This window comes from Pseudomonas sp. GD03903 (assembly GCF_029840045.1).
Classification (GTDB): Bacteria; Pseudomonadota; Gammaproteobacteria; order Pseudomonadales; family Pseudomonadaceae; genus Pseudomonas; species Pseudomonas pseudonitroreducens.
In genome coordinates this window covers 1-24,760 of the sequence record NZ_JAOCBT010000031.1, presented here as the reverse complement: position 1 = coordinate 24,760, position 24,760 = coordinate 1, and the positions used below count along the sequence as shown (strand labels likewise).

Annotated in this window: 20 protein-coding genes; 4 read left to right on the top strand and 16 right to left on the bottom strand. The window is 65.3% G+C overall.

Annotated features, from left to right (window positions below; genetic code table 11):
• Nucleotides 1-168: 168 nt before the first annotated feature.
• The 7 genes from N5C91_RS29620 to N5C91_RS29590 all read right to left on the bottom strand — a co-directional run bounded on the left by N5C91_RS29620 (nucleotide 169) and on the right by N5C91_RS29590 (nucleotide 8,741).
• Nucleotides 169-1,692, bottom strand: coding sequence for a malonyl-CoA synthase (locus N5C91_RS29620; RefSeq protein WP_279833965.1), 1,524 nt, complete (start codon nucleotides 1,690-1,692; stop codon nucleotides 169-171).
• Between the two features lie 9 nt (nucleotides 1,693-1,701).
• The gene (locus N5C91_RS29615; RefSeq protein ID WP_279833964.1) at nucleotides 1,702-3,021 is read right to left on the bottom strand and encodes a malonyl-CoA decarboxylase; all 1,320 of its coding nucleotides are present in this window, start codon (nucleotides 3,019-3,021) and stop codon (nucleotides 1,702-1,704) included.
• Nucleotides 3,022-3,046: 25 nt separating this feature from the next.
• Complete coding sequence (locus N5C91_RS29610) at nucleotides 3,047-4,507, bottom strand: amidase (protein ID WP_279833961.1); 1,461 nt, start codon at nucleotides 4,505-4,507, stop codon at nucleotides 3,047-3,049.
• Between the two features lie 168 nt (nucleotides 4,508-4,675).
• Nucleotides 4,676-5,713 (bottom strand): extracellular solute-binding protein, encoded by a 1,038-nt coding sequence (locus N5C91_RS29605; protein WP_279833959.1) that lies wholly within the window; start codon nucleotides 5,711-5,713, stop codon nucleotides 4,676-4,678.
• Between the two features lie 164 nt (nucleotides 5,714-5,877).
• Nucleotides 5,878-6,684, bottom strand: coding sequence for an ABC transporter permease (locus tag N5C91_RS29600; protein ID WP_054910226.1), 807 nt, complete (start codon nucleotides 6,682-6,684; stop codon nucleotides 5,878-5,880).
• Nucleotides 6,684-7,610: an ABC transporter permease gene (locus N5C91_RS29595; RefSeq protein ID WP_236172042.1), complete on the bottom strand. Its 927-nt coding sequence runs from the start codon at nucleotides 7,608-7,610 to the stop codon at nucleotides 6,684-6,686. Before N5C91_RS29595 ends, N5C91_RS29600 begins: the two co-directional genes overlap by 1 nt.
• A gap of 12 nt (nucleotides 7,611-7,622) precedes the next feature.
• Nucleotides 7,623-8,741, bottom strand: a complete 1,119-nt coding sequence (locus tag N5C91_RS29590) for an ABC transporter ATP-binding protein (protein WP_279833958.1) — start codon at nucleotides 8,739-8,741, stop codon at nucleotides 7,623-7,625.
• Between the two features lie 248 nt (nucleotides 8,742-8,989).
• Between N5C91_RS29590 and N5C91_RS29585 the strand changes: the two genes are divergently transcribed.
• Nucleotides 8,990-9,910 (top strand): LysR substrate-binding domain-containing protein, encoded by a 921-nt coding sequence (locus N5C91_RS29585; protein WP_236172045.1) that lies wholly within the window; start codon nucleotides 8,990-8,992, stop codon nucleotides 9,908-9,910.
• Nucleotides 9,911-9,977: 67 nt separating this feature from the next.
• On the opposite strand, the gene N5C91_RS29580 is transcribed toward N5C91_RS29585, so the two are convergent.
• From N5C91_RS29580 to trxA, 4 genes are all read right to left on the bottom strand, one after another.
• Complete coding sequence (locus N5C91_RS29580; RefSeq protein WP_279833957.1) at nucleotides 9,978-10,946, bottom strand: CDP-6-deoxy-delta-3,4-glucoseen reductase; 969 nt, start codon at nucleotides 10,944-10,946, stop codon at nucleotides 9,978-9,980.
• Between the two features lie 243 nt (nucleotides 10,947-11,189).
• Complete coding sequence (gene ubiD / locus N5C91_RS29575; RefSeq protein ID WP_279833954.1) at nucleotides 11,190-12,656, bottom strand: 4-hydroxy-3-polyprenylbenzoate decarboxylase; 1,467 nt, start codon at nucleotides 12,654-12,656, stop codon at nucleotides 11,190-11,192.
• Nucleotides 12,657-12,877: 221 nt separating this feature from the next.
• Complete coding sequence (gene rho, locus N5C91_RS29570; RefSeq protein WP_015475046.1) at nucleotides 12,878-14,140, bottom strand: transcription termination factor Rho; 1,263 nt, start codon at nucleotides 14,138-14,140, stop codon at nucleotides 12,878-12,880.
• A gap of 237 nt (nucleotides 14,141-14,377) precedes the next feature.
• Nucleotides 14,378-14,704: a thioredoxin TrxA gene (trxA, locus tag N5C91_RS29565; protein WP_015475045.1), complete on the bottom strand. Its 327-nt coding sequence runs from the start codon at nucleotides 14,702-14,704 to the stop codon at nucleotides 14,378-14,380.
• Nucleotides 14,705-14,894: 190 nt separating this feature from the next.
• On the opposite strand from trxA, the gene ppx reads away from it, so the two are divergent.
• The gene (gene ppx / locus N5C91_RS29560; RefSeq protein WP_236172051.1) at nucleotides 14,895-16,397 is read left to right on the top strand and encodes an exopolyphosphatase; all 1,503 of its coding nucleotides are present in this window, start codon (nucleotides 14,895-14,897) and stop codon (nucleotides 16,395-16,397) included.
• A gap of 186 nt (nucleotides 16,398-16,583) precedes the next feature.
• On the opposite strand, the gene ppk1 is transcribed toward ppx, so the two are convergent.
• Complete coding sequence (gene ppk1 / locus N5C91_RS29555) at nucleotides 16,584-18,788, bottom strand: polyphosphate kinase 1 (protein WP_236172052.1); 2,205 nt, start codon at nucleotides 18,786-18,788, stop codon at nucleotides 16,584-16,586.
• Nucleotides 18,789-18,808: 20 nt separating this feature from the next.
• Nucleotides 18,809-19,828, bottom strand: a complete 1,020-nt coding sequence (gene hemB / locus N5C91_RS29550) for a porphobilinogen synthase (RefSeq protein WP_236172054.1) — start codon at nucleotides 19,826-19,828, stop codon at nucleotides 18,809-18,811.
• Nucleotides 19,829-20,061: 233 nt separating this feature from the next.
• On the opposite strand from hemB, the gene N5C91_RS29545 reads away from it, so the two are divergent.
• A complete protein-coding gene (locus tag N5C91_RS29545) occupies nucleotides 20,062-20,622 on the top strand; it encodes a DedA family protein (protein ID WP_054910216.1) in 561 nt (186 codons plus the stop codon).
• A gap of 13 nt (nucleotides 20,623-20,635) precedes the next feature.
• Here N5C91_RS29545 and N5C91_RS29540 read toward each other — a convergent pair whose 3' ends face one another.
• Nucleotides 20,636-21,874: a sterol desaturase family protein gene (locus tag N5C91_RS29540; protein ID WP_279833951.1), complete on the bottom strand. Its 1,239-nt coding sequence runs from the start codon at nucleotides 21,872-21,874 to the stop codon at nucleotides 20,636-20,638.
• A 127-nt stretch (nucleotides 21,875-22,001) separates the two neighbouring features.
• On the opposite strand from N5C91_RS29540, the gene elbB reads away from it, so the two are divergent.
• Complete coding sequence (gene elbB, locus N5C91_RS29535; RefSeq protein ID WP_279833950.1) at nucleotides 22,002-22,652, top strand: isoprenoid biosynthesis glyoxalase ElbB; 651 nt, start codon at nucleotides 22,002-22,004, stop codon at nucleotides 22,650-22,652.
• A gap of 131 nt (nucleotides 22,653-22,783) precedes the next feature.
• Here elbB and N5C91_RS29530 read toward each other — a convergent pair whose 3' ends face one another.
• Nucleotides 22,784-23,254, bottom strand: a complete 471-nt coding sequence (locus tag N5C91_RS29530; RefSeq protein ID WP_279833949.1) for a YaiI/YqxD family protein — start codon at nucleotides 23,252-23,254, stop codon at nucleotides 22,784-22,786.
• A 71-nt stretch (nucleotides 23,255-23,325) separates the two neighbouring features.
• Nucleotides 23,326-24,760 (bottom strand): FTR1 family protein (locus tag N5C91_RS29525; RefSeq protein ID WP_279833947.1); only part of this gene is annotated, 1,435 nt, incomplete at its 5' end.

Sequence of the window (24,760 nt, the reverse complement as noted above, 5' to 3'; positions counted from 1 at the left end):
CCGCTCCTACGAAAGCGAAAGCCCCGCATCAGCGGGGCTTTTTCATTTCGGTATAGGCCTGGAGGCGCCCGGGTTCGCGAGCAAGCTCGCTCCTACAAGTGCGCCCGGCTCCGGTGCGCTTTTTGTAGGAGCGAGCTTGCTCGCGAACCACCGGCCACCAGCGAAACCTCAGGAATACAGCGCCTTGAACTGCTCACGCAGCACGTTCTTCTGCACCTTGCCCATCACATTGCGCGGCAGCGCATCGACCACCATCACCCGCTTGGGCTGCTTGAAGCGCGCCAGCTTGCCGTCCAGCGCGGCGAGCACCTGGGCCTCGCTCGGCGCCTGCCCTTGGCTGGCCACCAGCACGGCGGTAACGCCCTCGCCGAAGTCCGGGTGCGGCACGCCGATCACCGCCGACTCGACCACGCCCGGCAGGGCGTCGAGGATTTCTTCCAGCTCCTTGGGATACACGTTGAAGCCGCCGCTGATGATCATGTCCTTGTTGCGGCCGACGATCTGCACGTAGCCCTTGTCGTCGATGAAGCCGATATCGCCGGTCATGAAGTAGCCGTCCGCACGCAGTTCCTCGGCGGTCTTCTCCGGCATGCGCCAGTAGCCCTGGAACACGTTCGGCCCACGCACCTCGATCATCCCCGGCTCGCCCTGGGGCAGCGGGGTCGGCGCGGACTGCGAAGGATCGGTGATGCGCAGCTCGACGCCCGGCAGCGGGAAGCCGACAGTGCCGGCAATGCGCTCGCCATCCAGCGGATTGGAGGTGTTCATGCCGGTCTCGGTCATGCCGTAACGCTCGAGGATGGCCATGCCGGTACGCTCGGAAAACGCCTTGTGGGTCTCGGCGGTGAGCGGCGCGGAGCCGGAGATGAACAGGCGCATGTGCGCCACCGCCTCGCGGGTCAGGCCGGGTTGGTCGAGCAGGCGGGTGTAGAAGGTCGGCACGCCCATCAGCAGGTTCACCTGGGGCAGCAGGCGGAGCATCTGCGCGGCATCGAACTTGCCGAGGAAAAGCATCGAGCCGCCGGCCATCAGCAGGCTGTTGCAGGCCACGAACAGGCCGTGGATATGGAAGATCGGCAGCGCGTGGAGCAGCCAGTCGTCGCCGGTAATCTGCCAGGCATCCACCAGTGCGCAGGCGTTGGAGACGAGGTTGCCGTGGCTGATCATCGCCCCCTTGGAACGCCCGGTGGTGCCGGAGGTGTAGAGGATCGCGGCGAGGTCGGAGGCGGTACGCGGCACGTCGACGAAGCGCCCCGGCTTGCCATGCACGGCGTCCATCAGCGAGCCGTCGACCTGGTCGCCCAGGGTCGCCACACGAGCCACCCCGCTGGCTTCGGCCAGTTCGCGGGCCTGGGCTTCGAAGGCCGGCGCGCAGACGAATAGCGAAGGCTCGGCGTCGTCGAGGAAGTAGCGCAGCTCGTCACCGGTGTAGCCGCTGTTGAGCGGCAGGTAGACCGCACCGACGCGCAGCACGGCGAGGTAGAGCATCACCGTCTCGGGGCTCTTGTCGACCTGCACGGCGACGCGGTCGCCCGGCTGCACGCCGAGCTCCACCAGCGCATGGGCGAACTGCGAGGTACTGCGCAGCATGTCCGCATAGCTGTAGCCGCCGCCCAGGGGCGTGCGGATGAAGGGCTTGGACAGGTCGCTGGGCAGGTGTTTGCCGACTTCGGCGAAAAGACTCTGGTTCATGGTGAGGTCCTAGCGTTTTGTTTTCGCCGACAGCGTCGCGAGCTTGCGCACCTCGGGTGAGGCTGCGACCGCGCCCTGGTTGGCGTAGGCTTCGTGGTTCTTTTCGATCTGGCGCAGTTCATAGCGGTAATTGACCATCAGCCCGGCCGCCTGGCGCAGGCCGCTGGCGGAAAGGTCGCCACGCCAGTTCAGGCGCTCCAGGCGGGCGCCGTTGCCAAGGTGGAAACGCGCCACCGGGTCGAGCGGCAGGCCGGTGCCATTCTTGGCGTGCAGGAAGTACTCGGCGGCCAGCGCCAGCAGCGGCTGCTCGGTGCGCGGCGGGGGCGGCGTGTCGGGCTTGAGCGTCTTGAGCAGATCGGCGGCGGCCGCGCCCAGTTGCGGGTCGTCGCCCAGCCCGTCGAGCCAGCGACGGAAGCCGGGTACCGGCGACAGGGTGACGTACTGGCGCAGGCCGGGAATCTCCCGCGCCAGCTCTTCCACCACCTGCTTGATCAGGAAGTTGCCGAAGGAAATGCCGCGCAGGCCGTCCTGGCAGTTGCTGATGGAATAGAAGACGGCGGTGTCGGGCTCTTCCAACGGCTGCGCGGGCGAACCAGGCTCCAGAATATCGGCGATCGCACCGGGCATCGCACGGGTCAGCGCCACCTCGACGAAGATCAGCGGCTCGTCGGCCAGCGCCGGGTGGAAGAAGGCAAAGCAGCGGCGGTCGGCCGGTTGCAGGCGGCTGCGCAGGTCGTCCCAGTCCTTGATGGCGTGGACGGCCTCGTACTTGATGATCTTTTCCAGGATCGACGCCGGCGTCGACCAGTCGATGCGCCGCAGCACCAGGAAGCCACGGTTGAACCAGGACGCCAGCAGGTGCTGCAGGTCATGGTCCACCGCCGCCAGCTCGGGCTTACCCTTGAGTTCGCCGAGCAAGCGACGGCGCATGGCGATCAGCTCGGCAGTGCCGCCGGGTGCCTGGTTGAGGCGGCGGAACAGTTCCTGGCGCGGCGGTTCGCTGGCCTCGAACAGCTTCGTGGTGTTGGCCGACGAAGGATCGTCGAGATAGCGCTGGCAAGCAGCGGCCAGCACATCATGGGGCGGTGCGAAGTCCTTGAGCAGCGTGTCGAAGAAGGCCTTCTGCTGCTCCTCCGGGCAGTCGCGGTAGGCGCACAGCACCTGCCGCGCCAGCGCCACGCCGGAGGCCTCGCCGTGGCCGGAGATCAGTTTGCGGCAGGCCTGCGCCAGCGCCTGGGCATTGCCCGGCGCCGGTTCGCGCGACTCCAGCAATTGCCGGCCGCGCTCGCTGATGCTCTGCAGCAGTTCCTGGAAGAAGCTGATATTCATGCGTCCCCCTCAGCTTGTGGATAAATCAGTCGTCCTTCAGCATCGGCGGCGGGCAGCGCTGGTACCAGCGCGAAGCCTGCTCGTAGGCGTGGGCCAGTTGCAGCACGGCCATGTCGGCCTGGTGCTTGCCGATGATCTGGATGCCCATGGGCAGGCCCTGTTCATTGAAGCCTACCGGCACGTTGGCCACCGGGCATCCGGACAGGGTGGCCGGGATCACCACTTCCATCCAGCGGTGGTAGGTGTCCATGGCCTTGCCGGCGACTTCCTTCGGCCAGTCCCAGTTCTTGTCGAACGGGAACACCTGCGCGCTGGGCAGCAACAGGTAGTCGTAGCGCTCGAACAGCCGGCTGATGGCGCGGTACCAGTCGCTGCGCGCGGCGGAGGCGCGGAACACGTCCATGGCGGAGAGCTTCAGGCCGTTCTCCACTTCCCAGATCGCCTCGGGCTTGAGCAGCTCGCGCTTGGCCGGATCGCTGTAGGCCGCGCCGAGAGAGCCGGCGACCATCCAGTGGCGCAGGGTGCGCCAGGTGTCCCAGAGGCGCTCGGCGGAGAAGCCCATGGCGGTGTCTTCTATGTGGCAACCAACGGCTTCGAAGTCGGCGAAGGATTTGCGGCACAGCTCCAGCACACCGCGCTCCATCGGCAGGTGGCCGCCCAGATCGCCCAGCCAGCCCAGGCGCGCGCCCTTGAAGTCGCGCTCCAGCCTGCCGGCGAACTGCTCGCCACTCTCGGCAATCGACAGCGGGGCACGGGCATCGCCGCCGGCCTGTACCGACAGCAGCAGCGCCACATCACGCACGCTGCGGCCCATCGGGCCTTCATAGCCGAGCTGGTCGATGAACAGGTCGGCGCTGTCGTCGAAGGGCACGCGGCCCTGGGACGGACGGAAGCCGACGATGTTGTTGAACGCCGCCGGGTTGCGCAGCGAGCCCATCATGTCGCTGCCGTCGGCCACCGGGACCATCTGCAGCGCCAGCGCGGCCGCCGCGCCACCGCTGCTGCCGCCAGCAGTGCGTTCGGGCGCGTAGGCGCAGCCAGTGGCGCCGAAGATCGGGTTGTAGCTGTGGGAGCCGAGGCCGAATTCCGGGGTATTGGTCTTGCCGATCAGCACCGCACCGGCCGCGCGGATGCGCTCGACCATGATGCCGTCGCGCTCGGGCAGGTAGTCGCGGAACAGCGGCGAACCGAGGGTGGTGCGGATGCCCTGGGTCAGCGACAGGTCCTTCACCGCATGGGGCAGGCCATGCATCCAGCCACGGTATTCGCCGCGCGCCAGCTCGGCGTCGCGCTGGTCGGCCGCGGCGAGCAGCTGCTCTTCGGGCTGCAGGCTGATAATGGCGTTGACCGCCGGGTTGTAGCGCTCGATCTGCGCCAGGTGCGCCTGCATGACTTCGCGGCAGGACACCTGGCGCAGGCGGATGCGCTGGGCCAGTTCATGGGCCTGGAGCTGGACGAGTTCGTTGTTGTGCTTGTACTGGCTCATGGAGCGCGGCCTTCTTTCATCGGGAGCTTCCGGCAGATGGGAAGCCTATGTCGGGTTCAGCAACCCCGCTGGCAGGCGAGGCTTGTTGCGTTCTTCAGGCCGAGCGACGCCGCTGCGCCAAGCTGGCGCACGCGAGCATCGCTGTGCCGTGTTCCCGTCTGGCGGGGATCAGCGCATCAGGTTGGTCCAGATGCGGTCGGCCAGGCGGATCGCGCCTTCGCCGCAGGTCTTGCTGAACACCACCTTGGTGCCCTCGGGGATGTGCAGTTCCGGCGCATCCTTGAGGCTGGCATCGAGGAAGGGTTCCACGCCCTTGATCGGGCTCTGGTGCTTGAGGAAGTTCTGGGTCATCGCCGAGTTTTCCGGCTGGCTGAGGAAGGCGATGAACTTCTTCGCGTTCTCCGGGTGCTTGGCGCCCGCCGGGATCACCAGGTTGTCCACCCAGGCCATCACGCCCTCTTTCGGGTAGAGGTACTTCAGGCTGGATTTCATCTCACGCGCACGCATCGACGAGCCGCCCCAGAACATCGACATGTCGACCTCGCCCGAGGCCAGGTTCTCGCGGATCGAGCCGGCCTTGGAGCTGTAGGTCTTGACGAAGGGCTTCTGGGTCTTCAACAGGGTCAGCACCTGCTGCATCTGCTTGGGGTCCTCGCTGCACAGCGGGATGCCCAGGTAGAGGCTGGCGGTGTCGATCACCTCACTGGCCGAGTCGAACATGTTGATCTTGCCCTGCAGCTCCTTCGGCGGAGTGAACAGCACCGAGTAGCTGTCGGCCGGGCCGCTGTACTTGGCGCTGTCCAGCACCACGCTGGTGGTGCCCCAGATGAAGGGCACGGCGTAGGCGCCTTCCGGGTCCCAGGCGGGTTTCTTCAGGTTGTCCTCGACGTTGGCGTAGTACGGCTGGCCGGCCGGATCGAAGCGCTCCAGCAGCTTCTCCTGGATCAGGATCGGCACGAACTGGTGCGAGGGAATGGCCACGTCGTAACCGGTGCCGCCCTGCTTGAGCTTGGCCAGCAGGGTCTCGTTGGAGTCGTAGGAATCCACGGTGACCTTGATGCCGGTTTCCTTCTCGAACTTCTCGAGGATCTGCGGGGTGAAATAGCCACTCCAGCTCACCACGTTGAGTTGCTCGGCGGCCTGTGCGTTGGCCATGGCCAGGCCCAGCGTCAGCGAGGCCCCTACAGCAGCGATCAGTTTGCTCATCTTCTACTCCGGTATGTGGGCGGAGAGTCCGTTCAAGGGCTGGTCGAGCGCTGCCCAGACGAGGCGGAAACAGGTGAGAAAGCGCAGTTTACGGCTGTAAATGAGCATTTCGAGGCTGTTTCCAACGACGTATGGGCAAGCTCGGACAGGCATTGGGCGGGCTCTCAGGCTTTCTTCTTGCCAAGCAGGAAGGACAGGGTTACGAACAGCACGGAAACGCCGAGGATCAGGGTCGACACCGCGTTCACATCGGGCGTCACGCCCATGCGCAGCAAACCGAAGATGAAGATCGGCAAGGTGGTGGTACCGGCCTGGGAGACCATCATCGAGATCACGAAGTTATCCAGCGAGACGATGAAGGCGAGCATCACCCCGGAGAAAATCCCCGGCATCAGCAGCGGCAGGGTGACCTTGCGGAAGGTCCGCCAGGGCCCGGCGTAGAGGTCGGCGGCAGCCTGCTCCAGGGACAGGTCCATGTCGTTCAGGCGGGCGCGGATCGGCAGGTAGGCGAACGGGATGCAGAACACCGTGTGGGCGATGATCAGGTTGCCGTAGCCCAGCGACAGGCCGAGGGTGGAGAACAGCGCCAGGGTGGCCACGCCGACGACGATCTCGGGCAGCACCAATGGCAGCATGATCGCTCCCATGGACAGGCGCAGGCCCTTGAACTTGGCCCCGCGCGAGGTGCCCAGCGCGGCCAGGGTGGCGATCGCCGTGGCGATCACGCTGGCGCACACGGCGATCAGCAGGCTGTTGCCGGCGGCCTGGCGCAACGCCTGGTTGGCGAAGGCGCTGCGGTACCAGTCGAGGCTGAAGCCGGTCCACACGGTGGCGGACTGGTTGGCGTTGAACGACAGCACCACCAGCACCACGATGGGCGCGTAGAGGTAGAGATAGAACAGGAAACTCAGGACGCCGAAGCCACGGAAGTCCTGTACGCCCAGACGGCGCTTGGTCAGCAGCGAAAGCATCATTCACCTCCCCGGGCGATGCGCAGGCGCTCGGCGCGCATCGCGTAGAACATCAGCACCAGCATCACGGCGCCCATCAGCACCAGCGACAGCGCCGCGCCGAAGGGCCAGTTCCGCGAGTCGCTGAACTGCCGGAAGATCAGGTTGCCAAGCATCATCTTGGTGCCGCCGCCGAGCAGTTCGGGGGCGATCATCGCGCCCAGGCACGGCACGAAGGTGAGGATGGCACCGGCGAGAATCCCCGGCCGGGCGATCGGCAGGACCACCTTGCGCAGGGTGCGGATGCGCCCGGCGTAGAGGTCCTGGGCCGCTTCGAGCAGGCGCATGTCCATCTTCTCGAGGGTCGCGTAGATCGGCAGCACGACGAAGGGCGCGTAGGTGTAGACCAGGCCCAGCAGCACGGCGCCGTCGGTGTAGAGCAGGTTCAGCGGCTGGTGGATGATGCCGAGGCTCATCAGCGTGCCGTTGACCACCCCGGTGCCGCGCAGCAGCAGGATCCAGGCGTAGGTGCGGATCAGCAGGTTGGCCCAGAATGGCACGGTGATCAGGAAGATCAGCAGGCCGCGACGGTGCGCGGGCTGCATGGCCAGCCAGACCGCCACCGGGAAGCCCACCAGCAGGGTGATCGCGGTGGTCGCCGCGGCGATGCCGATGGAGCGCAACGCGATCATCACGTAGGAGTCGGCGAAGGCCAGGCTGTCGTCGAGCTGGCGCTCGAACAGCAGCGAGACGTAGGCATCGACGCTGAAGTGCGGGTTCACCCCGCCGTAGGGGTTGGCCTGCATCAGCGAGTAACCGATGACGATGAAGATCGGCACGATCAGGAACAGGCCGATGGAGACCAGCGCGGGCGACACACCGAGGAAGCTGCGCAGCGCCTGACGCCGCTCCAGCGCATTGCCGGAGGTTGTGGATAACCGGTTCATGCTCACCTCCGCTCAGTCCACCAGGACGCTGGCGCTGCCTTTCTCGAACAGCAGGCCGGCACGCTGCCCGGCCACCAGACGCTGGCGCTGGCCGGCGCTGTTGGGCGCGCGGACAGTCAGCTTGCTGCCGTCCTGAAGCTCGACCTGATACTGCAGGTCGGTGCCCAGGTAGATCTGCTGGACGACGGTGCAGGGCGCGGCGGACGACGTGTCCTCGGCCACCAGTTGCAGGCGCTCGGGGCGGATCGACAGGGTGACTTCGGCGCCGACCTTCAGGCCCTCGCGGGAGCCGGCCTCGATCAACTGCTCACCGCCGATGCGGTAGTAAGCGCGGTCGCCGTCGAAGTTCTCGACGCGGGCCGGGAGGAAGTTGGTCTCGCCGATGAAGTCGGCGACAAAGCGGTTGCGCGGATGCTCGTAGATGTCGTCCGGGCGGCCGACCTGCTGCACCTCACCCTCGGAGAGCACGGCGATGCGGTCGGACATGGTCAGCGCCTCTTCCTGGTCATGGGTGACGAAGATGAAGGTGATGCCGGTCTTGGCCTGGATCGCCTTGAGCTCTTCACGCATGGCCTGGCGCAGCTTGAGATCGAGGGCGGAAAGCGGCTCGTCGAGCAGCAGCACCTTCGGATGCGGCGCCAGCGCACGGGCCAGGGCGACGCGTTGCTGCTGGCCGCCGGAAAGCTGGGTCGGCTTGCGCTGGGCGAAGCGCTCCATCTGCACCAGGGCGAGCATCTCGCGGACGCGCTCGGCGACCTGCGCCTTGCTCATGCGCTGGCCCATCGGGTGGGACTCCAGGCCGAAGGCCAGGTTCTCGGCGATGGTCATGTGCGGGAACAGCGCGTAGTGCTGGAACACCGTGTTGACCGGGCGCTCGAACGGCGGGCGGTCGGCGATGTTCTCGCCGTACAGCTGGATTTCCCCGGCGGTGGGGAATTCGAAGCCGGCGATCATCCGCAGCAGGGTGGTCTTGCCGCAGCCCGAGGGGCCGAGCAGGGTGAAGAATTCGTTGTCGCGGATGTCCAGGTCGACGCATTTGAGCGCGACGGGACCGCTGGCCGGGTCGCCGTAGACCTTGCGCACGGAGCGGATCGAAACCGCCGCCGTCTGCAGGCTGTGCAGGGCATTCATGGTGAAACCTCCGCATCCTTCCCGTCCGCCGCACGCTGGCGTTCGGGGGATCTTGTAGTTGTTCTGGCAGGGCTGGAGTAGACGCTGGATGCAGCGCTGGCCGTGGGTTCGGCTCGATATTGTGGTGATGCTGCTGGAGCGGATATTCGAAGAAAGGTGGTTGAGCGAAAAGCTCAATTTTCTTACATTCGATATTAAATAATTTAACAGCTGAAATTTAACAGCTCAGCCCGCCTTCGAGGTCAGCCATGTCCATCCAGCGTCTTCCGCCGCTCAATGCCGTCCGCGCCTTCGAGGCCGCCGCACGCCTGGGCAGCTACGTCGCCGCCTCGAAAGACCTGCATGTGACGCAGCCGGCCATCGGCCGTCACGTCAAGCTGCTGGAGGACTGGCTGGGCGTGCAGCTGTTCGAGCGCACGCCGCGTGGGGTCAGCCTGACGCCTGCCGGGCAGCGCTACTACGCGAAGATATCCACAGCCCTGCAGCAGATCGCCGACGCCGGCCACGAACTGGCCCCGGGCGGCACCGCGCGCTGGCTGAAGATCATGGTGGTGCCGGCCTTCGCCAAGCGCTGGCTGATGCCGCGCCTGGAAACCCTGCGCCAGCAGCGCCCCGGCCTGAAGGTGGCGGTGGAACCCAACCCGACTTTCAGTGAAGTGGACGGTAAAAGCGCCGATCTGGGCATAGTCTACGGGCTTCCCGGCATCTATCCGCAGTGCCACAGCACCCTGGTGCGGCCGCTGGTTTTCCCGGTGTGTTCGCCCGCCTACCTCGAAGAGCACGGGCCATTGACCAGCGTGCACGACCTGGCGCGGCACAAGCTGATCCACGTCGACGACGGCGAGTGGTGGAACCTCTGGCTATCCACCATCGGCCTCGACCTGCGGGTGAATTCCGACGTGCTCTACGTCAGCAACGACCACGCGCTGTCCATGGCCGAGGCCGGCCACGGTATCGCCCTGGCCAACCTGGTGCTGGTGAAGCACCAGCTGGCCGCTGGCACGCTGGTGCGGCCATTGCCCGAGGAGGTACCGCTGGAGAGCTATCAGTTGCTGCTGCCCACCGGCGCGGTAAGCGCCGACGTGGCCTGGTTCGAGGACTGGATTCGCGCGGCGCTGCAGGAGGAGTTCTCGCCACATGCCAACCACGAGACTGAGTCGACTGAATAGCTAGGCGGAGTGCCGAAGACAGTGCGACTAGCACGGCGAGGCGCTCCAACGACGCTAAGCAGTTGAATCAGCCTCGTGGGGCGTAGGCGAAGACATCCGCGCGCATTTGATGCGGGTCCATCCCCGCCGCCACCAGCGCATCCAGGGTGCCATAGACCATCGCCGGCGAACCGCTGGCATAGACGCGCAAGCCGGACAGCTCGGCGAAGTCCTCGCACACCGCCTCATGCAACAGGCCGCAGCGCCCCTGCCAGCCGCACAGATCGCTGACGATCTTGTGCAGGTGCAGGTTGGGCACGCCCTGCCACTCATCCCAGTGCGCCAGCTCGTAGAAATCCTCCGGACGACGCACGCCCCAGTACAGGTGCACCGGATGGGCGAAGCCACTGGCGCGACAGAATTCGATCAGGCTGTGCATCTGCGCCATGCCGGTGCCGGCGGCGATCAGCACCAGCGGGCCGTCCGGCAGGTCGGACAGGTGCGCGTCGCCGAAGGGCATCTGTACGCGGGCGAAACGGTCGCGCTGGAGTTGCGCCAGCAGGTCGATGGCGCTGTTCTCGCGGGCCAGGATGTGCAGTTCCAGGTCACGCCCTTCCTGCGGCGCGGAAGCGAGGGAGAAGGCCGCCGGGTCGCTGCCTTCGCGCTCGATCAACACGTACTGCCCGGCGTGGTAGCGCGGCGGCTTGCCGGCTGGAGCACGCAGACGCACGCGCCAGACGTCACCACCGACCGGCTCGCAGAGCGTCAGTTGGCAGGACAGCGCACGCACTGGCAGCTCGCCGGGGGCCAGAACGCCGTCCCAGTGCAGCACACAGTCTTCCAGCGGTTCGGCCAGGCAGGTGAAGAGCTCGCCGTGGTCGCGCACCTCGCCATCCTGGCGCACACGGCCTTCCACCAGCAGCGCCGCGCAGATATGGCAGTTGCCGTTGCGGCAGCTCTGCGGGCACTCGTAGCCCAGGCGCCGCGCACCGTCGAGGATACGTTCCCCGGGGCGCAGCTCGAGCTGGGCGCCGGAGGGTTGCAAGGTCACTTTCAAGCGTCGTTCTCGTTCTTCTGATTTCGTCGGGGTAACCGATTCACTCTGGATACTCCGCACCAGCACTTCCTCCCTCACCCCAACCCTCTCCCTCAGGGAGAGGGGGCAGACCGTGCCGGCTGACACCATCACGTCATCCTGCAGACCGGTCCCCTCTCCTGCTTGCGGGAGAGGGTTAGGGTGAGGGGTTCTTGATCTCGCCTGTTCGCGAGCAAGCACGCTCCTGCAAGGCCGCGCTCGGCATCAATCGATGCCCAGGCTCGCCCAGATTTCATCGACCCGACGGGTTACCGCCGGATCCTTCTCGATCACCCGGCCCCACTCGCGGCTGGTCTCGCCCGGCCACTTATGGGTGGCGTCCAGGCCCATCTTCGAGCCGAGGCCGGAGATCGGCGAGGCGAAGTCCAGGTAGTCGATCGGCGTGTTATCGATCATCACCGTGTCGCGCTTGGGGTCCATGCGCGTGGTGATGGCCCAGATCACGTCGTTCCAGTCGCGGGCATTGATGTCGTCATCGGTGACGATAACGAACTTGGTGTACATGAACTGTCGCAGGAACGACCAGACACCCAGCATCACGCGCTTGGCGTGGCCGGGATACTGCTTCTTCATGGTCACCACCGCCATGCGGTAGGAGCAGCCTTCGGGCGGCAGGTAGAAGTCGGTGATCTCGGGGAACTGCTTCTGCAGGATCGGCACGAAGACTTCATTCAGCGCCACGCCGAGGATCGCCGGCTCATCCGGCGGGCGGCCGGTGTAGGTGCTGTGGTAGATCGGTTTCTGCCGGCGGGTGATGCGCTCGACGGTGAACACCGGGAAGCGGTCCACCTCGTTGTAGTAGCCGGTGTGGTCGCCATACGGGCCTTCATCGGCCATCTCGCCGGGGTGAATCACCCCTTCGAGGACGATCTCGGCGCTGGCCGGCACCTGCAGGTCATTGCCGATGCACTTGACCAGCTCGGTCTTGTGCCCGCGCAGCAGGCCGGCGAAGGCGTATTCGGAGAGATTGTCCGGCACCGGGGTCACGGCGCCGAGGATGGTCGCCGGGTCCGCGCCGAGGGCCACGGCCACCGGATAAGGCTGGCCGGGATGCTTCTGGCACCACTCGCGGAAGTCCAGAGCGCCGCCACGGTGGCTGAGCCAGCGCATGATGACCTTGTTGCGGCCGATCACCTGCTGGCGGTAGATGCCCAGGTTCTGCCGCTCCTTGTTCGGCCCGCGGGTAACCGTCAGGCCCCAGGTGATCAGCGGCGCGACGTCGCCGGGCCAGCAGGTCTGCACCGGCAGCTTCGACAGGTCGACATCGTCGCCCTCCTCGATCACTTCCTGGCAGGGCGCGTCCTTGAGGACCTTGGGCGCCATGTTGATGACCTTCTTGAAGATCGGCAGCTTGGACCAGGCGTCCTTCAGCCCCTTGGGCGGCTCCGGCTCCTTGAGGAATGCCAGCAGCTTGCCGATTTCGCGCAGCTCGGAGACGTCCTCGGCGCCCATGCCCAGGGCCACGCGCTCGGGCGTGCCGAACAGGTTGCCGAGCACGGGCATGTCGTAGCCGGTGGGCTTTTCGAACAGCAGGGCCGGGCCCTTGGCGCGCAGGGTGCGGTCGCACACCTCGGTCATTTCCAGCACCGGGGATACCGGCGCCTGGATGCGCTTGAGCTGTCCGCGCTGCTCCAGGGCAGCGATGAACTCGCGCAGGTCGCGATACTGCATGAGGGTCTCGATGGCGGCAGGATGATACGACAGTCTACCGCCTATCAGCGCCCGGCAGAAACACGAAGGCCGGGTTTCCCCGGCCTTGTGGCACTACTGATGCGCGTAGAGTCGCTGACAAATCCGAGCGAAGCGGTTCTGGCTAGACGCCTGGCCTCAGACAGTACTTCGCGTACGGCAGAGGGCAGGCAACGACGCCAGAACAGATTTGCCGGCGACTCTTACTTGCTGCGCTTCATCGAATCGAAGAACTCGTCGTTGGTCTTGGTCTGGCGCAGCTTGTCCAGCAGGAACTCGACCGCGGCGATCTCGTCCATCGGGTGCAGGATCTTGCGCAGGATCCACATGCGCTGCAGCTCTTCCTCACCGGTGAGCAGCTCTTCGCGACGGGTACCCGAACGGTTGATGTTGATCGCCGGGAACACGCGTTTTTCCGAGATGCGACGGTCGAGGATCAGCTCCGAGTTACCGGTGCCCTTGAATTCCTCGTAGATCACTTCGTCCATCTTCGAGCCGGTTTCGATCAGCGCGGTGGCGAGGATGGTCAGCGAACCGCCTTCCTCGATGTTACGCGCGGCGCCGAAGAAGCGCTTGGGCTTCTCCAGGGCGTGGGCATCGACACCACCGGTGAGCACCTTGCCGGAGCTGGGGATCACGGTGTTGTAGGCACGGGCCAGACGGGTGATGGAATCGAGCAGGATGATCACGTCCTTCTTGTGCTCGACCAGGCGCTTGGCCTTCTCGATCACCATCTCGGCAACCTGCACGTGGCGGGTCGGCGGCTCGTCGAAGGTGGAAGCGACCACTTCGCCGCGCACGGTGCGCTGCATCTCGGTCACTTCTTCCGGGCGCTCGTCGATCAGCAGGACGATCAGGTGGCACTCGGGGTTGTTGCGGGTGATGTTCGAGGCAATGTTCTGCAGCATGATGGTCTTGCCCGCTTTCGGCGGGGCGACGATCAGGCCGCGCTGGCCCTTGCCGATCGGCGAGCAGAGGTCGATCACACGGCCGGTGAGGTCCTCGGTGGAGCCGTTGCCGGCTTCCATGGTCAGGCGCTTGGTCGGGAACAGCGGCGTCAGGTTCTCGAAGAGAATCTTGTTCTTCGCGTTCTCCGGACGATCGAAGTTGATCGAGTCGACTTTCAGCAGGGCGAAGTAACGCTCGCCTTCCTTCGGCGGACGAATCTTGCCGATGATGGTGTCGCCCGTGCGCAGGTTGAAGCGCCGGATCTGGCTGGGCGAGACGTAGATGTCGTCAGGGCCGGCCAGGTACGAGGAATCGGCGGAGCGCAGGAAGCCGAAGCCATCCTGGAGAATCTCCAGCACGCCGTCACCGGAGATTTCCTCGCCGCTTTTCGCGTGCTTCTTCAGCAGCGCGAAGATGATGTCCTGCTTGCGCGAACGGGCCATGTTTTCCAGCCCCATGGCATCGGACATTTCCAGCAATTCGGCAATCGGCTTTTGCTTGAGTTCGGTCAGATTCATAGAAGGGACGTAAATACGCTGAAAGGGGAAAAGGGAACAAGCGTGATGCTTGAAGAGCCGCGCCGTAGATGACGGACAGGATCGCTTGGAATTCGAATGGGAAGTGCGTCGGCGACGGCTTGCAGGGGACAACGAAAAACTCGTTGTGGCCCGAATTTAACACCCGAGTTTCAGAGCGTCTAGGGGCAGAAAGAAAAAAGCCCCGCAAATCTGCGGGGCTTTTCGGACTTCATCGACTCAGATGTTGCTGTCGAGGAAGGCAGCCAGCTGCGACTTGGACAGTGCGCCGACCTTGGTAGCTTCGACGTTGCCGCCCTTGAACAGCATCAGGGTCGGAATGCCGCGCACGCCATACTTCGGCGGGGTGTCCTGGTTCTCGTCGATATTCAGCTTGCAGACTTTCAGCTTGCCCTGATAGTCCTTGGCGATCTCGTCGAGTACCGGGGCGATCATCTTGCACGGACCGCACCATTCGGCCCAGTAGTCGACCAGCACGGGACCGTCGGACTTCAGTACGTCCTGCTCGAAGCTGGCATCGGTAACATTGACGATATGTTCGCTCATGTATTCTCTCCGTCAATCGGATGCGAAAAAGTGTCCGCCATCATATCCCGCCTCGGCCCACACCGAAAGGCGCAGCCGATTGAGTGTATCTATCGCTGCCGCGGTGACTTCTGATCGGTGACAACCCCTTCATTGGCACTACCTGCCTAAAATGGCAGGATGTCTTCCGTATTTACCCGGACCTCTCCCTATGCCCCATACCCCTGCCAAGACCTTCCCGATGATCGCAGCCATTGACCTTGGCTCGAACAGTTTCCACATGGTTTTGGCGAAGGCCGATCACGGCGAGATCCGCATCCTCGAGCGATTGGGCGAGAAGGTCCAGCTGGCGGCGGGCATCGGCGAAGACCGCATGCTCACCGAAGAGGCGATGCAGCGCGGCTACGACTGCCTGAAGCAATTCGCCCAGTTCATCAACGGCATGCCGCCGGGTTCGGTTCGCGTGGTGGGCACCAACGCCCTGCGCGAAGCGCGCAACCGCGGCGAGTTCATCCGCGTCGCCGACCAGATTCTCGGCCACCCGGTGGAAGTCATCTCCGGCCGCGAAGAAGCGCGCCTGATCTACCTGGGCGTCTCCCACACGCTGCCGGACAATCCGGGCAAGCGCCTGGTGGTCGATATCGGCGGCGGCAGCACCGAGTTCATCATCGGCCAGCAGTTCGAATCGCAGCTGCGCGAGAGCCTGCAAATGGGCTGCGTGAGCTTCACCCAGCGCTATTTCAAGGACGGCAAGATCACCCCGGCGCGCTACGCCCAGGCCTACACCTCGGCGCGCCTGGAGCTGATGAGCATCGAAAACAGCCTGCGCCGCCTGGGCTGGGACGAGGCGGTCGGCGCCTCGGGCACCATCCGCGCGATCTGCCTGGCAATCCAGGCCGGTGGTCATGGCAACGGCGAGATCAACCCCGATGGCCTGGCCTGGCTCAAGCGCAAGATGTTCAAGCTGGGCGAGGTCGAGAAGCTCGACATCGACGGCATCAAGCCGGACCGCCGGCCGATCTTCCCGGCCGGCATGGCGATCCTCGAGGCACTGTTCGACGCCCTCGAACTGACCCGCATGACCCACTCCGAGGGCGCCCTGCGCGAAGGCGTGCTCTACGACCTGCTGGGCCGCCACCACCACGAGGACGTCCGCGAGCGCACTATCGGCGCGCTCATGGAGCGCTACCACGTCGACCCGGAACAAGCCGCGCGCGTCGAAGCCAAGGCACTGGAGTCGCTGGATCAGGTCGCCAAGGCCTGGGAACTGACCGACGAAGGCCACCGCGAACTGCTGATGTGGGCCGCGCGGGTGCACGAACTGGGCCTGGACATCGCCCACTATCACTACCACAAGCACGGCGCCTACCTGCTGGAGCACTCGGACCTGGCCGGCTTCTCGCGCCTGGACCAGTTGACCCTGGCACTGCTGGTGCGTGGCCACCGCCGCAATATCCCGGTGGACAAGTTCAACGAACTGGGCGATGAGGGCGACAAGCTGATCCGCCTGTGCGTCGTGCTGCGCTTCGCTATCCTCTTCCACCACATCCGTGGCACCCAGGAAATGCCGGCGGTGGCCCTGAAGGCTTCCGGCAAATCGCTGGACGTGCGCTTCCCGGACGGCTGGCTGGCGGCCAACCCGCTGACCCAGGCGGACTTCGAGCAGGAAGCGGAATGGCTCAAGCGCGTGGGTTATTCGCTCAGTGTAAGCTGATCGCACCTGCAAAAGACAAAGGCCCCGGCGCGCAAACGCCGGGGCCTTTTCATTTCCAGCCCACGCCAGTGCTTTCACACCGCCTAGGAGCGGACTCCGTCCGCGATCGCCCACTGCCGGCACCACAATGTCCGGACGCGCAAAAAAAGCCCTGCCGAGGCAGGGCTTTCGATGTCGCCAGCCGGATCAGCGTACGTTGATCACCGGCGTGCACAGGCGTTCCAGCAGGGTCGCCTGGGCGTTGCGTGGGTTCTGGTTGCCGCTGGGGCTCTGGCGCACGTAGCTGCCATCGGACTGCAGCACCCAGGCCTGGGTGTTGTCGGTCAGGTACGACTCCAGCTCCTTCTTGACGCGCAGCACGAGCTTCTTGCCTTCCACCGGGAAGCAGGTCTCCACGCGCATGTCGAGGTTGCGCTCCATCCAGTCGGCGCTGGAGAGATAGAGCTTCTCCTCGCCGCCGTTGAGGAAGTAGTAGATTCGGCTGTGCTCGAGGAAGCGGCCGATGATCGAGCGCACCTGGATGTTGTGCGACACGCCCGGCACGCCCGGACGCAGGCAGCACATGCCCCGCACTACCAGGTCGATCTTCACGCCGGCCTGGCTGGCCTTGTACAGCGCGCGGATGACCTTGGCGTCGGTCAGCGAGTTGACCTTGGCCATGATGTGCGCCGGCTTGCCCTCGGCGGCCTGGGCAGCCTCGCGGTTGATCATCTCCAGCAGGTTCTTCTTCAGGGTGAAGGGCGCGTGCAGGAGCTTCTTCATGCGCAGGGTCTTGCCCATGCCGATCAGTTGGTTGAACAGCTTGTGCAGGTCCTCGCAGAGCGCCACGTCGGCGGTCAGCAGGCTGTAGTCGGTGTACAGGCGGGCGTTGCCGGCGTGGTAGTTGCCGGTGCCCAGGTGCGCGTAACGGCGCAGCTCGCCGTCCTCGCGGCGGAGGATCAGCATCATCTTGGCGTGGGTCTTGAAGCCGACCACACCGTAGATCACCACTGCGCCGGCCTGCTGCAGGCGGCTGGCCAGCTGCAGGTTGGATTCCTCGTCGAAGCGCGCCCGCAGTTCGATCACCACGGTGACTTCCTTGCCGTTGCGCGCGGCTTCCACCAGCGCGTCGACGATCTCGGAGTTGGCGCCGGAGCGGTACAGCGTCTGCTTGATCGCCAGCACGCTGGGGTCCTTGGCGGCCTGGCGGAGCAGGTCGACCACCGGGGTGAAGGATTCGAACGGGTGCATCAGCAACACGTCGAGCTTGCCCAGGACGTTGAACAGGTTTTCCTTCTTCTGCAGCAGCTTGGGGATAGTCGGAGTGAACGGCGGCGACTGCAATTCCGGATGGCTGGCAAGGCCGGTGACGCTGAACAGGCGGGTCAGGTTGACCGGTCCGCTGACGCGGTACAGCTCGGTCTCGGACAGGCCGAACTGCTTGAGCAGGTAATTGGACAGGGGCACCGGGCAGGTATCCACCACCTCCAGGCGCACGGCGTCGCCGTAGCGTCGCGAGAACAGCTCGCCACGCAGCGCGCGCGCCAGGTCTTCGACGTCCTCGGCGTCCACCGAGAGGTCGGCGTTACGGGTCAGACGGAACTGGTAGCAGCCTTTCACCTTCATGCCGTGGAACAGATCATCGGCGTGGGCGTGGATCATCGACGAGAGGAACACGTAGTTGTCGCCGGGGCCGGCAACTTCCTCCGGCAGGCGGATGATCCGCGGCAGCGAGCGCGGTGCCGGAATGATCGCCAGACCGGAGTCGCGACCGAAGGCGTCCAGGCCTTCGAGCTCGACCATGAAGTTCAGGCTCTTGTTCACCAGCAACGGGAACGGGTGCGTCGGGTCGAGGCCGATGGGGGTGACGATGGGCGCGATCTCGTCGCGGAAGAAGCGACGGACCCAGGCCTTGATCTTCGGCGTCCAGTAGCGACGGCGGATGAAGCGGATGTCGTGCTTGGCCAGTTCCGGCAACAGGATGTCGTTGAGGATGCTGTACTGGCGGGCAACCTGCTCGTGTACCTGCTCGCTGATGCGCGCCAGCGCCTGGTGCGGCAGCAGGCCGTCGGCGCCGGCCTGTTCGCGGGCGAAGGTGATCTGCTTCTTCAGGCCGGCGACGCGAATCTCGAAGAATTCGTCGAGGTTGCTGGAGAAGATCAGCAGGAACTTCAGGCGCTCCAGCAGCGGATAGGACTCATCCAGCGCCTGCTCGAGCACGCGGATGTTGAACTGCAGCTGCGAGAGCTCGCGATGAATGTAGAGGGCACTGTCGTCGACGTTGATCGCCGGCACCGCAGGTTCGACAGGCGGTGGCGTCGTCTCGACAGCCTCCGCCACGACGACTTCGGTGATTTCAGCAGTGGTGTCAGCTTCGATAACTTCGGTTTCGCTAATGCCTTCGGTATTCATCGCTCGTCTCATCGACGGGGTCAGCCCCCGCTTTTCATTTTCAATTGTTGTGCCGCGCGCTTGGCGAAGTAGGTCAGGATGCCATCTGCGCCCGCGCGTTTGAAGGCCAGCAGCGATTCGAGGATCACCGCTTCGCTGAGCCAGCCATTGTTGATCGCGGCCATGTGCATCGCGTACTCGCCGCTGACCTGGTAGACAAAGGTCGGGGCGCGGAATTCGTCCTTGGCCCGGCGCACGATGTCGAGATAGGGCATGCCCGGCTTGACCATGATCATGTCGGCGCCTTCGGCGAGGTCAGCGTAGATCTCGTGCAGCGCTTCGTCGCTGTTGGCCGGGTCCATCTGGTAGGTGGCCTTGTTGCCCTTGCCCAGGTTGGCGGCGGAGCCGACGGCGTCGCGGAACGGGCCGTAGTAGGCGCTGGCGTACTTGGCCGAATAGGCCATGATGCGGGTGTTGATGTGGCCGGTGGACTCCAGGGCCTCGCGGATCGCACCGATGCGACCGTCCATCATGTCCGAGGGAGCCACGACCTGGGCGCCGGCTTCGGCGTGGGAAAGCGCCTGCTTGACCAGCACATCCACGGAAATGTCGTTCAGCACGTAGCCGTCTTCGTCGAGGATGCCGTCCTGGCCATGGCTGGTGAACGGGTCCAGCGCCACGTCGGTGATGATGCCCAGCTCCGGGAAGCGCTCGCGCAGGGCGCGGGTGGCGCGCTGGGCAATGCCGTCGGGGTTGAAGGCTTCGGCGCCATCGAGGGATTTCTTCTCCAGCGGGGTCACCGGGAACAGCGCCAGCGCCGGGATGCCCAGCTCCACCAGTTCCTCGGCTTCCTTGAGCAGCAGGTCGATGGACATGCGCTCCACGCCCGGCATCGAGGGCACCGCTTCACGCTGGTTGTTGCCGTCGAGGACGAACACCGGAAGGATCAGGTCGTTGGCGGTCAGGACGTTTTCGCGCACCAGGCGGCGGGAAAATTCGTCACGACGGTTGCGACGCAGTCGGGTGAAGGGGAAGGCGCGATCGGCGGGGATGAAGCTCACGGCGTACTCCAGGGCCTGATGCAGCAGGCACAGTCTGACAGTTATAGCCCTGAATTATGACCGATTGGTAACAACCGGTAACAGTGACCCTTGGTCGCGGCATCCTGCCGCAGCGGCAAGCCGCCGCTCTGCACCGGTACAGACTTGTTCCAGGTCAGTTGCGCAGACCGAGGTGCCTTCCCTGCGGGCGACAACCGGGTTAGGCTTCGCGTTCATTTCGCTGCGTTGCCTCGATAATGCTCCAACAATTCCTGCAGGATTTCGGCTACTTCGCGCTGTTTCTCGGCACGTTCTTCGAGGGTGAGACCATTCTGGTCCTGGCCGGCTTCCTGGCATTCCGCGGCTACATGCAGCTGGAGTACGTCATCGCGGTGGCGTTCTTCGGCAGTTATGCGGGCGACCAGCTCTGGTATTTCCTCGGTCGTCGCCACGGCCGCAAGCTGCTGGCGCGCAAGCCGCGCTGGCAGAAGATGGGCGACAAGGCGCTGGAGCACGTGCGCAAGCATCCCGACCTGTGGGTGCTGAGCTTCCGCTTCGTCTACGGCCTGCGCACCGTGATGCCGGTAGCCATCGGCCTGTCCGGCTACCCGCCGGCGCGCTACCTGCTGCTCAACGGTATCGGCGCCATCGTCTGGGCCACGGTGCTGGGCAGCGCCGCCTTCTACTTCGGCAGCGTGCTCGAAGGTGTACTGGGCAATATCAAGAAGTACGAACTCATGGTTCTTGGCGGTCTCGTGGTGATCGGCTTGCTGTTCTGGCTGCGCCGCCGCTACAAGGCCAGCAAGTCCGAGTAATCCCGCCGACTGATCAGGCCGCCTGTGGCAGGCGCTCCGCGCGCCGCAGGCCCAGCAGGCCGATCAGACTGAGCAGCGAATAGACCGCCAGCGCCCAGGGCGCCCACTGCGGCAGCTCAATCCCTCCCCAGAGAGCCAGCGCCGCGACCGCCGGTACGTTCAGCGCCAAGCGCGCCAGCTCCAGGCGCAGCGCCCACGCGCGGTTCTCCAGCCAGCAACCGATGGCGTAGAGCCCGAAGGCCATCCAGCTCCAGCCGATCACCAGCGACAGTACTTGCCAGCCCTCCCCCACGCCCAGCAACCAGGTGCCGACCACCACGTAGGTGGCGAACTGCAGGCCGGCGTACCACTGCCGACCACGGCTGAGCGGCACCTCGAACTTGCGGAAGGACGCCAGGTCCGGCTTGCTCATGGGATAGCGCTGGGCGACGTCCTCGGGGCGCCAGCCGGTGCGCATGAACCAGATGCGCAGCTTGTCCCACAGGCTGCCGGCGCGCCGCGCATCGTGCCACAGGTGTGCGTAGACCTGCAGGTTCGCCCACAGCGGGTTCCAGCTGGCCAGCGGCACGGTCACGCCGAACACCACCGGCTCCTCGTCCAGTTCCTCCTGGAAGGTACCGAACAGGCGATCCCAGACAATGAACACGCCACCGTAGTTGCGATCCATATAGACAGGGTTCTGCGCATGATGCACGCGGTGGTTGGAGGGGGTGATGAAGACCCACTCGAACCAGCCGAGCTTGGGAATGTGCCGGGTATGCACCCAGAACTGGTACAGCAGGTTCAGCGCACCGACGGTGAGGAACACCAGCGGCGGCACGCCGGCAAGGGCCATCGGCAGGTAGAAGATCCAGCCGAAGATGAATCCGGTGCTGGTCTGCCGCAGCGCGGTGGAGAGGTTGTAGTCCTCGCTCTGGTGGTGCACCGAATGCGCGGCCCAGAGCACGTTGCGCTCGTGGCCCAGGCGATGGTTCCAGTAGTAGCAGAAGTCGTAGAAGACGAAGGCGAACACCCAGACCCAGAGGCTTTTGGTCGACAGTTCGAACAGCGCGAGATGCTGCCAGGCGACGGTATAGGTCACCAGCGCCAGCCCCTTGGTCAGCAAGCCGCTGGTGGTCGACAGGACACCCGCACTGAGGCTGTTCAACGCATCGCTCAGGCGATAGGTGCGCAGGCCGCGCCAGCGGTCGGCGAGCAGTTCGATCGCAATCAGCAGGAAAAAGAAAGGCACGGCGAAGAGGATGTAGTTCATGGCGCGACCGAATCGTTATGCTTATGAGGAAGGATCCTAGTCCCTTGCCCGCGGCCAGCCACGGCCGCCGGCGACAGCCCGGGCGGCATATCGCGACAGCCCCGGCCCCCTCGAACAGGAGCAGTCCATGAAGAAAGTTGCGGTTATCCTTTCCGGTTGCGGCGTTTACGACGGTGCGGAAATCCATGAAAGCGTGATCACCCTGCTACGCCTCTCCCAGCGCGGCGCCAAGGTGCAGTGCTTCGCCCCGGACATCGCCCAGCACCACGTGCTGAACCACCTCACCGGCGAGGAGATGGCCGAGAGCCGCAACGTGCTGGTCGAGTCCGCCCGCATCGCCCGCGGCGATGTGAAGGACGTGCGCGAAGCCAAGGTCGAAGACTTCGACGCCCTGATCGTGCCTGGCGGCTTCGGCGCGGCGAAGAATCTCAGTGACTTCGCCTTCAAGGGCGACCAGTGCGAGGTGCAAGCGGACGTACTGGCCCTGGCCAAGGCCTTTGCCGCGGCGAAGAAGCCTGTCGGCCTGATCTGCATTGCCCCGGCCATGGCCGCACGGATCTATGGTGAAGGCGTGGAATGCACCATCGGCACCGACGCTGGCACCGCCCAGGCGCTCACCAGCATGGGCGCCAAGCACATCGATTGCGCCGTGGAAGACATAGTCGAGGACAAGGACCACAAGCTGGTCACCACCCCGGCCTACATGCTCGCGCAGTCCATTGCCGAAGCCGCCAGCGGCATCAACAAGGCGGTCGACCGGGTGCTGGAGCTGGCCTGAAGCCGTAGGAGCGGACTCTGTCCGCGATGGTTTCCGGCGCGCTGCGAACCTATCGCGGACGGAGTCCGCTCCTACGCCCGTTCCACCATCGGTGAATATGAAAACGCCCGGCAATGCCGGGCGTTTTCGTTTCAGGGCTTGCGGCTTTCCGCCTCGCGCATCAGCCGCGTCAGCAGCCGGTCCAGGCTGTTGGCGAAAGCCTGGCGGTCCTTGTCGCCATAGGGCGCCTGCCCGCCTCCGACCTGGCCCTGCTCGCGCAGGTCGGTGAACAGGTTGCGCACGGCCAGGCGCTCGCCCATGTTCTTCTCATCGAACTCGCGGCCGCGCGGGTCCAGCGCATCGACGCCCTTCTTCACCAGGCGGTCGGCGAGCGGCACGTCGCTGCAGATCACCAGGTCGCCCGGCTCGGCCTGCTCCACCAGGTAGTCATCGGCGGCGTCCATCCCGCTGGGGACGACAATCAGGCTGACGCAGGCAAACGGCGGCTTGGCCACGGGCTGGCCGGCAACCATCACCACTTCCAGCTTGCGCTTGAGGGCAAACTTCGCCACCAGGTCCTTGGCCGCGCGCGGGCAGGCGTCGGCATCGATCCAGATACGCATCGGAAAACCATTCTCCAGAAAGCACGACGGCCAGTATCGCACTGGCCGTCGTGTATCGCTCAGCTATCGCCTCAGGACGAAGCCACCTCGGCCGCCTTGCGGCGCTCGGAGAAGTAGCTGCGTCCGTAAAGCACCGCCACTGCCACCAGCGCCACGGCCTGGGCCGACAGCGAGTAGGCATCGGCCTTGATGCCGAGCCAGTCGAAGTCGAAGAAGGGCACCGGGCGGGTGCCGATCACGCCGGCTTCCTGCAGGGCGACCACGCCGTGGCCAGCGAAGACCACCGACAGGGCGCAGAGCAGCGCGGCGTTGACGGTGAAGAACAGCTTTAGCGGCAGCTTCGCCGAACCACGCAGGATCACGAAGGCGATGCCGATCAGGATCACCACGGCGGTACCCGCACCGGCGATCACCGCGTTGTGGCCGGCCGGGCCGGCCTGCAGCCAGAGGGTCTCGTAGAACAGGATGACCTCGAACAGCTCGCGGTAGACCGAGAAGAACGCCAGCACGGCGAAGCCGAAGCGTCCGCCACCGCCCACCAGGCTGCTGCGGATGTAGTCCTGCCAGGCGGCGGCATGGCGGCGGTCGTGCATCCACACGCCGAGCCAGAGCACCATCACGCAGGCGAACAGCGAGGTGAAGCCTTCCATCAGCTCGCGCTGGGCGCCGCCGATGTCGATGACGTAGGCCGCGACCGCCCAGGTGGCGAAGCCGGCGACGAAGGCCAGGCCCCAGCCGATGTGCACCCCGCGCACGGCCTTCTCCTGCCCGGTGTTGCGCAGGAAGGCGAGGATGGCGGCGAGTACCAGGATCGCTTCCACGCCTTCGCGCAGGAGGATCAGCAGGGCCGAGACGAAGCTGATGGAGAAGCTCAGCGAGTCGCCGCTCAGGGCCTTGGCAGCGTCCGCCAGCTTGGCCTTGGCCAGTTCCAGCTGTTGCGCCACCTCGGCTTCGGGCAGGCCGTCACGCAGTGCCTGACGGTAAGCCATCAGTTGCTTCTCGGTGGCCTTGCGCAGATCGGCGTCGACGTTGTCCAGCGAGCTTTCCACCAGCTCGAAGCCTTCCAGGTAGGCCGCCACGGACAGGTCGTAGGCCTGGTCGTGGTCGCCGGAGCGATACACGGCGAAGCTCTTGTCCAGGGTCACGGTGGTGTAGTCGATCTGCTGCGCCGGACCACGGTGCTCCAGCGGCGGGTGGGCGCGCAGGGCACGGAAGCTTTCGGCAGCAGCTTCGCCATCGCGCTCGGCGACATCCGCCGGGGTCTGGGTCGAGAGGGTCGCCAGCGGGTAGGCATGGGCCGGGTCGGCCTTGGCCTGGGCGGCGCTCAGACCGGCGATATACGCCGCCAGGTCCCAGCGCTGACGCTCATCGAGCTGGTCGGCAAAGGCCGGCATGTCGGTGCCGGAAATACCCAGGCCGATAACGTTGCGCAGGTCGTAAAGGCTCAGTTGGTCGAGACGCGCGCGGTCGGTCAGGTTGGCCGGCGGCGGCTCCAGGCCGATACCC

Excerpts from the sequence above, each read along its gene's own strand:
- N5C91_RS29530 (WP_279833949.1), bottom strand. The coding sequence starts at position 23,254 with ATGCGTATCTGGATCGATGCCGACGCCTGCCCGCGCGCGGCCAAGGAC.
- ppx (WP_236172051.1), top strand. The coding sequence starts at position 14,895 with ATGCCCCATACCCCTGCCAAGACCTTCCCGATGATCGCAGCCATTGAC.
- ubiD (WP_279833954.1), bottom strand. The coding sequence starts at position 12,656 with ATGCAGTATCGCGACCTGCGCGAGTTCATCGCTGCCCTGGAGCAGCGC.
- ppk1 (WP_236172052.1), bottom strand. The coding sequence starts at position 18,788 with ATGAATACCGAAGGCATTAGCGAAACCGAAGTTATCGAAGCTGACACC.
- rho (WP_015475046.1), bottom strand. The coding sequence starts at position 14,140 with ATGAATCTGACCGAACTCAAGCAAAAGCCGATTGCCGAATTGCTGGAA.
- N5C91_RS29595 (WP_236172042.1), bottom strand. The coding sequence starts at position 7,610 with ATGAACCGGTTATCCACAACCTCCGGCAATGCGCTGGAGCGGCGTCAG.
- N5C91_RS29585 (WP_236172045.1), top strand. The coding sequence starts at position 8,990 with ATGTCCATCCAGCGTCTTCCGCCGCTCAATGCCGTCCGCGCCTTCGAG.
- N5C91_RS29605 (WP_279833959.1), bottom strand. The coding sequence starts at position 5,713 with ATGAGCAAACTGATCGCTGCTGTAGGGGCCTCGCTGACGCTGGGCCTG.
- N5C91_RS29540 (WP_279833951.1), bottom strand. The coding sequence starts at position 21,874 with ATGAACTACATCCTCTTCGCCGTGCCTTTCTTTTTCCTGCTGATTGCG.
- elbB (WP_279833950.1), top strand. The coding sequence starts at position 22,002 with ATGAAGAAAGTTGCGGTTATCCTTTCCGGTTGCGGCGTTTACGACGGT.
- N5C91_RS29590 (WP_279833958.1), bottom strand. The coding sequence starts at position 8,741 with ATGAATGCCCTGCACAGCCTGCAGACGGCGGCGGTTTCGATCCGCTCC.
- N5C91_RS29615 (WP_279833964.1), bottom strand. The coding sequence starts at position 3,021 with ATGAATATCAGCTTCTTCCAGGAACTGCTGCAGAGCATCAGCGAGCGC.
- N5C91_RS29600 (WP_054910226.1), bottom strand. The coding sequence starts at position 6,684 with ATGCTTTCGCTGCTGACCAAGCGCCGTCTGGGCGTACAGGACTTCCGT.
- N5C91_RS29620 (WP_279833965.1), bottom strand. The coding sequence starts at position 1,692 with ATGAACCAGAGTCTTTTCGCCGAAGTCGGCAAACACCTGCCCAGCGAC.
- N5C91_RS29610 (WP_279833961.1), bottom strand. The coding sequence starts at position 4,507 with ATGAGCCAGTACAAGCACAACAACGAACTCGTCCAGCTCCAGGCCCAT.
- trxA (WP_015475045.1), bottom strand. The coding sequence starts at position 14,704 with ATGAGCGAACATATCGTCAATGTTACCGATGCCAGCTTCGAGCAGGAC.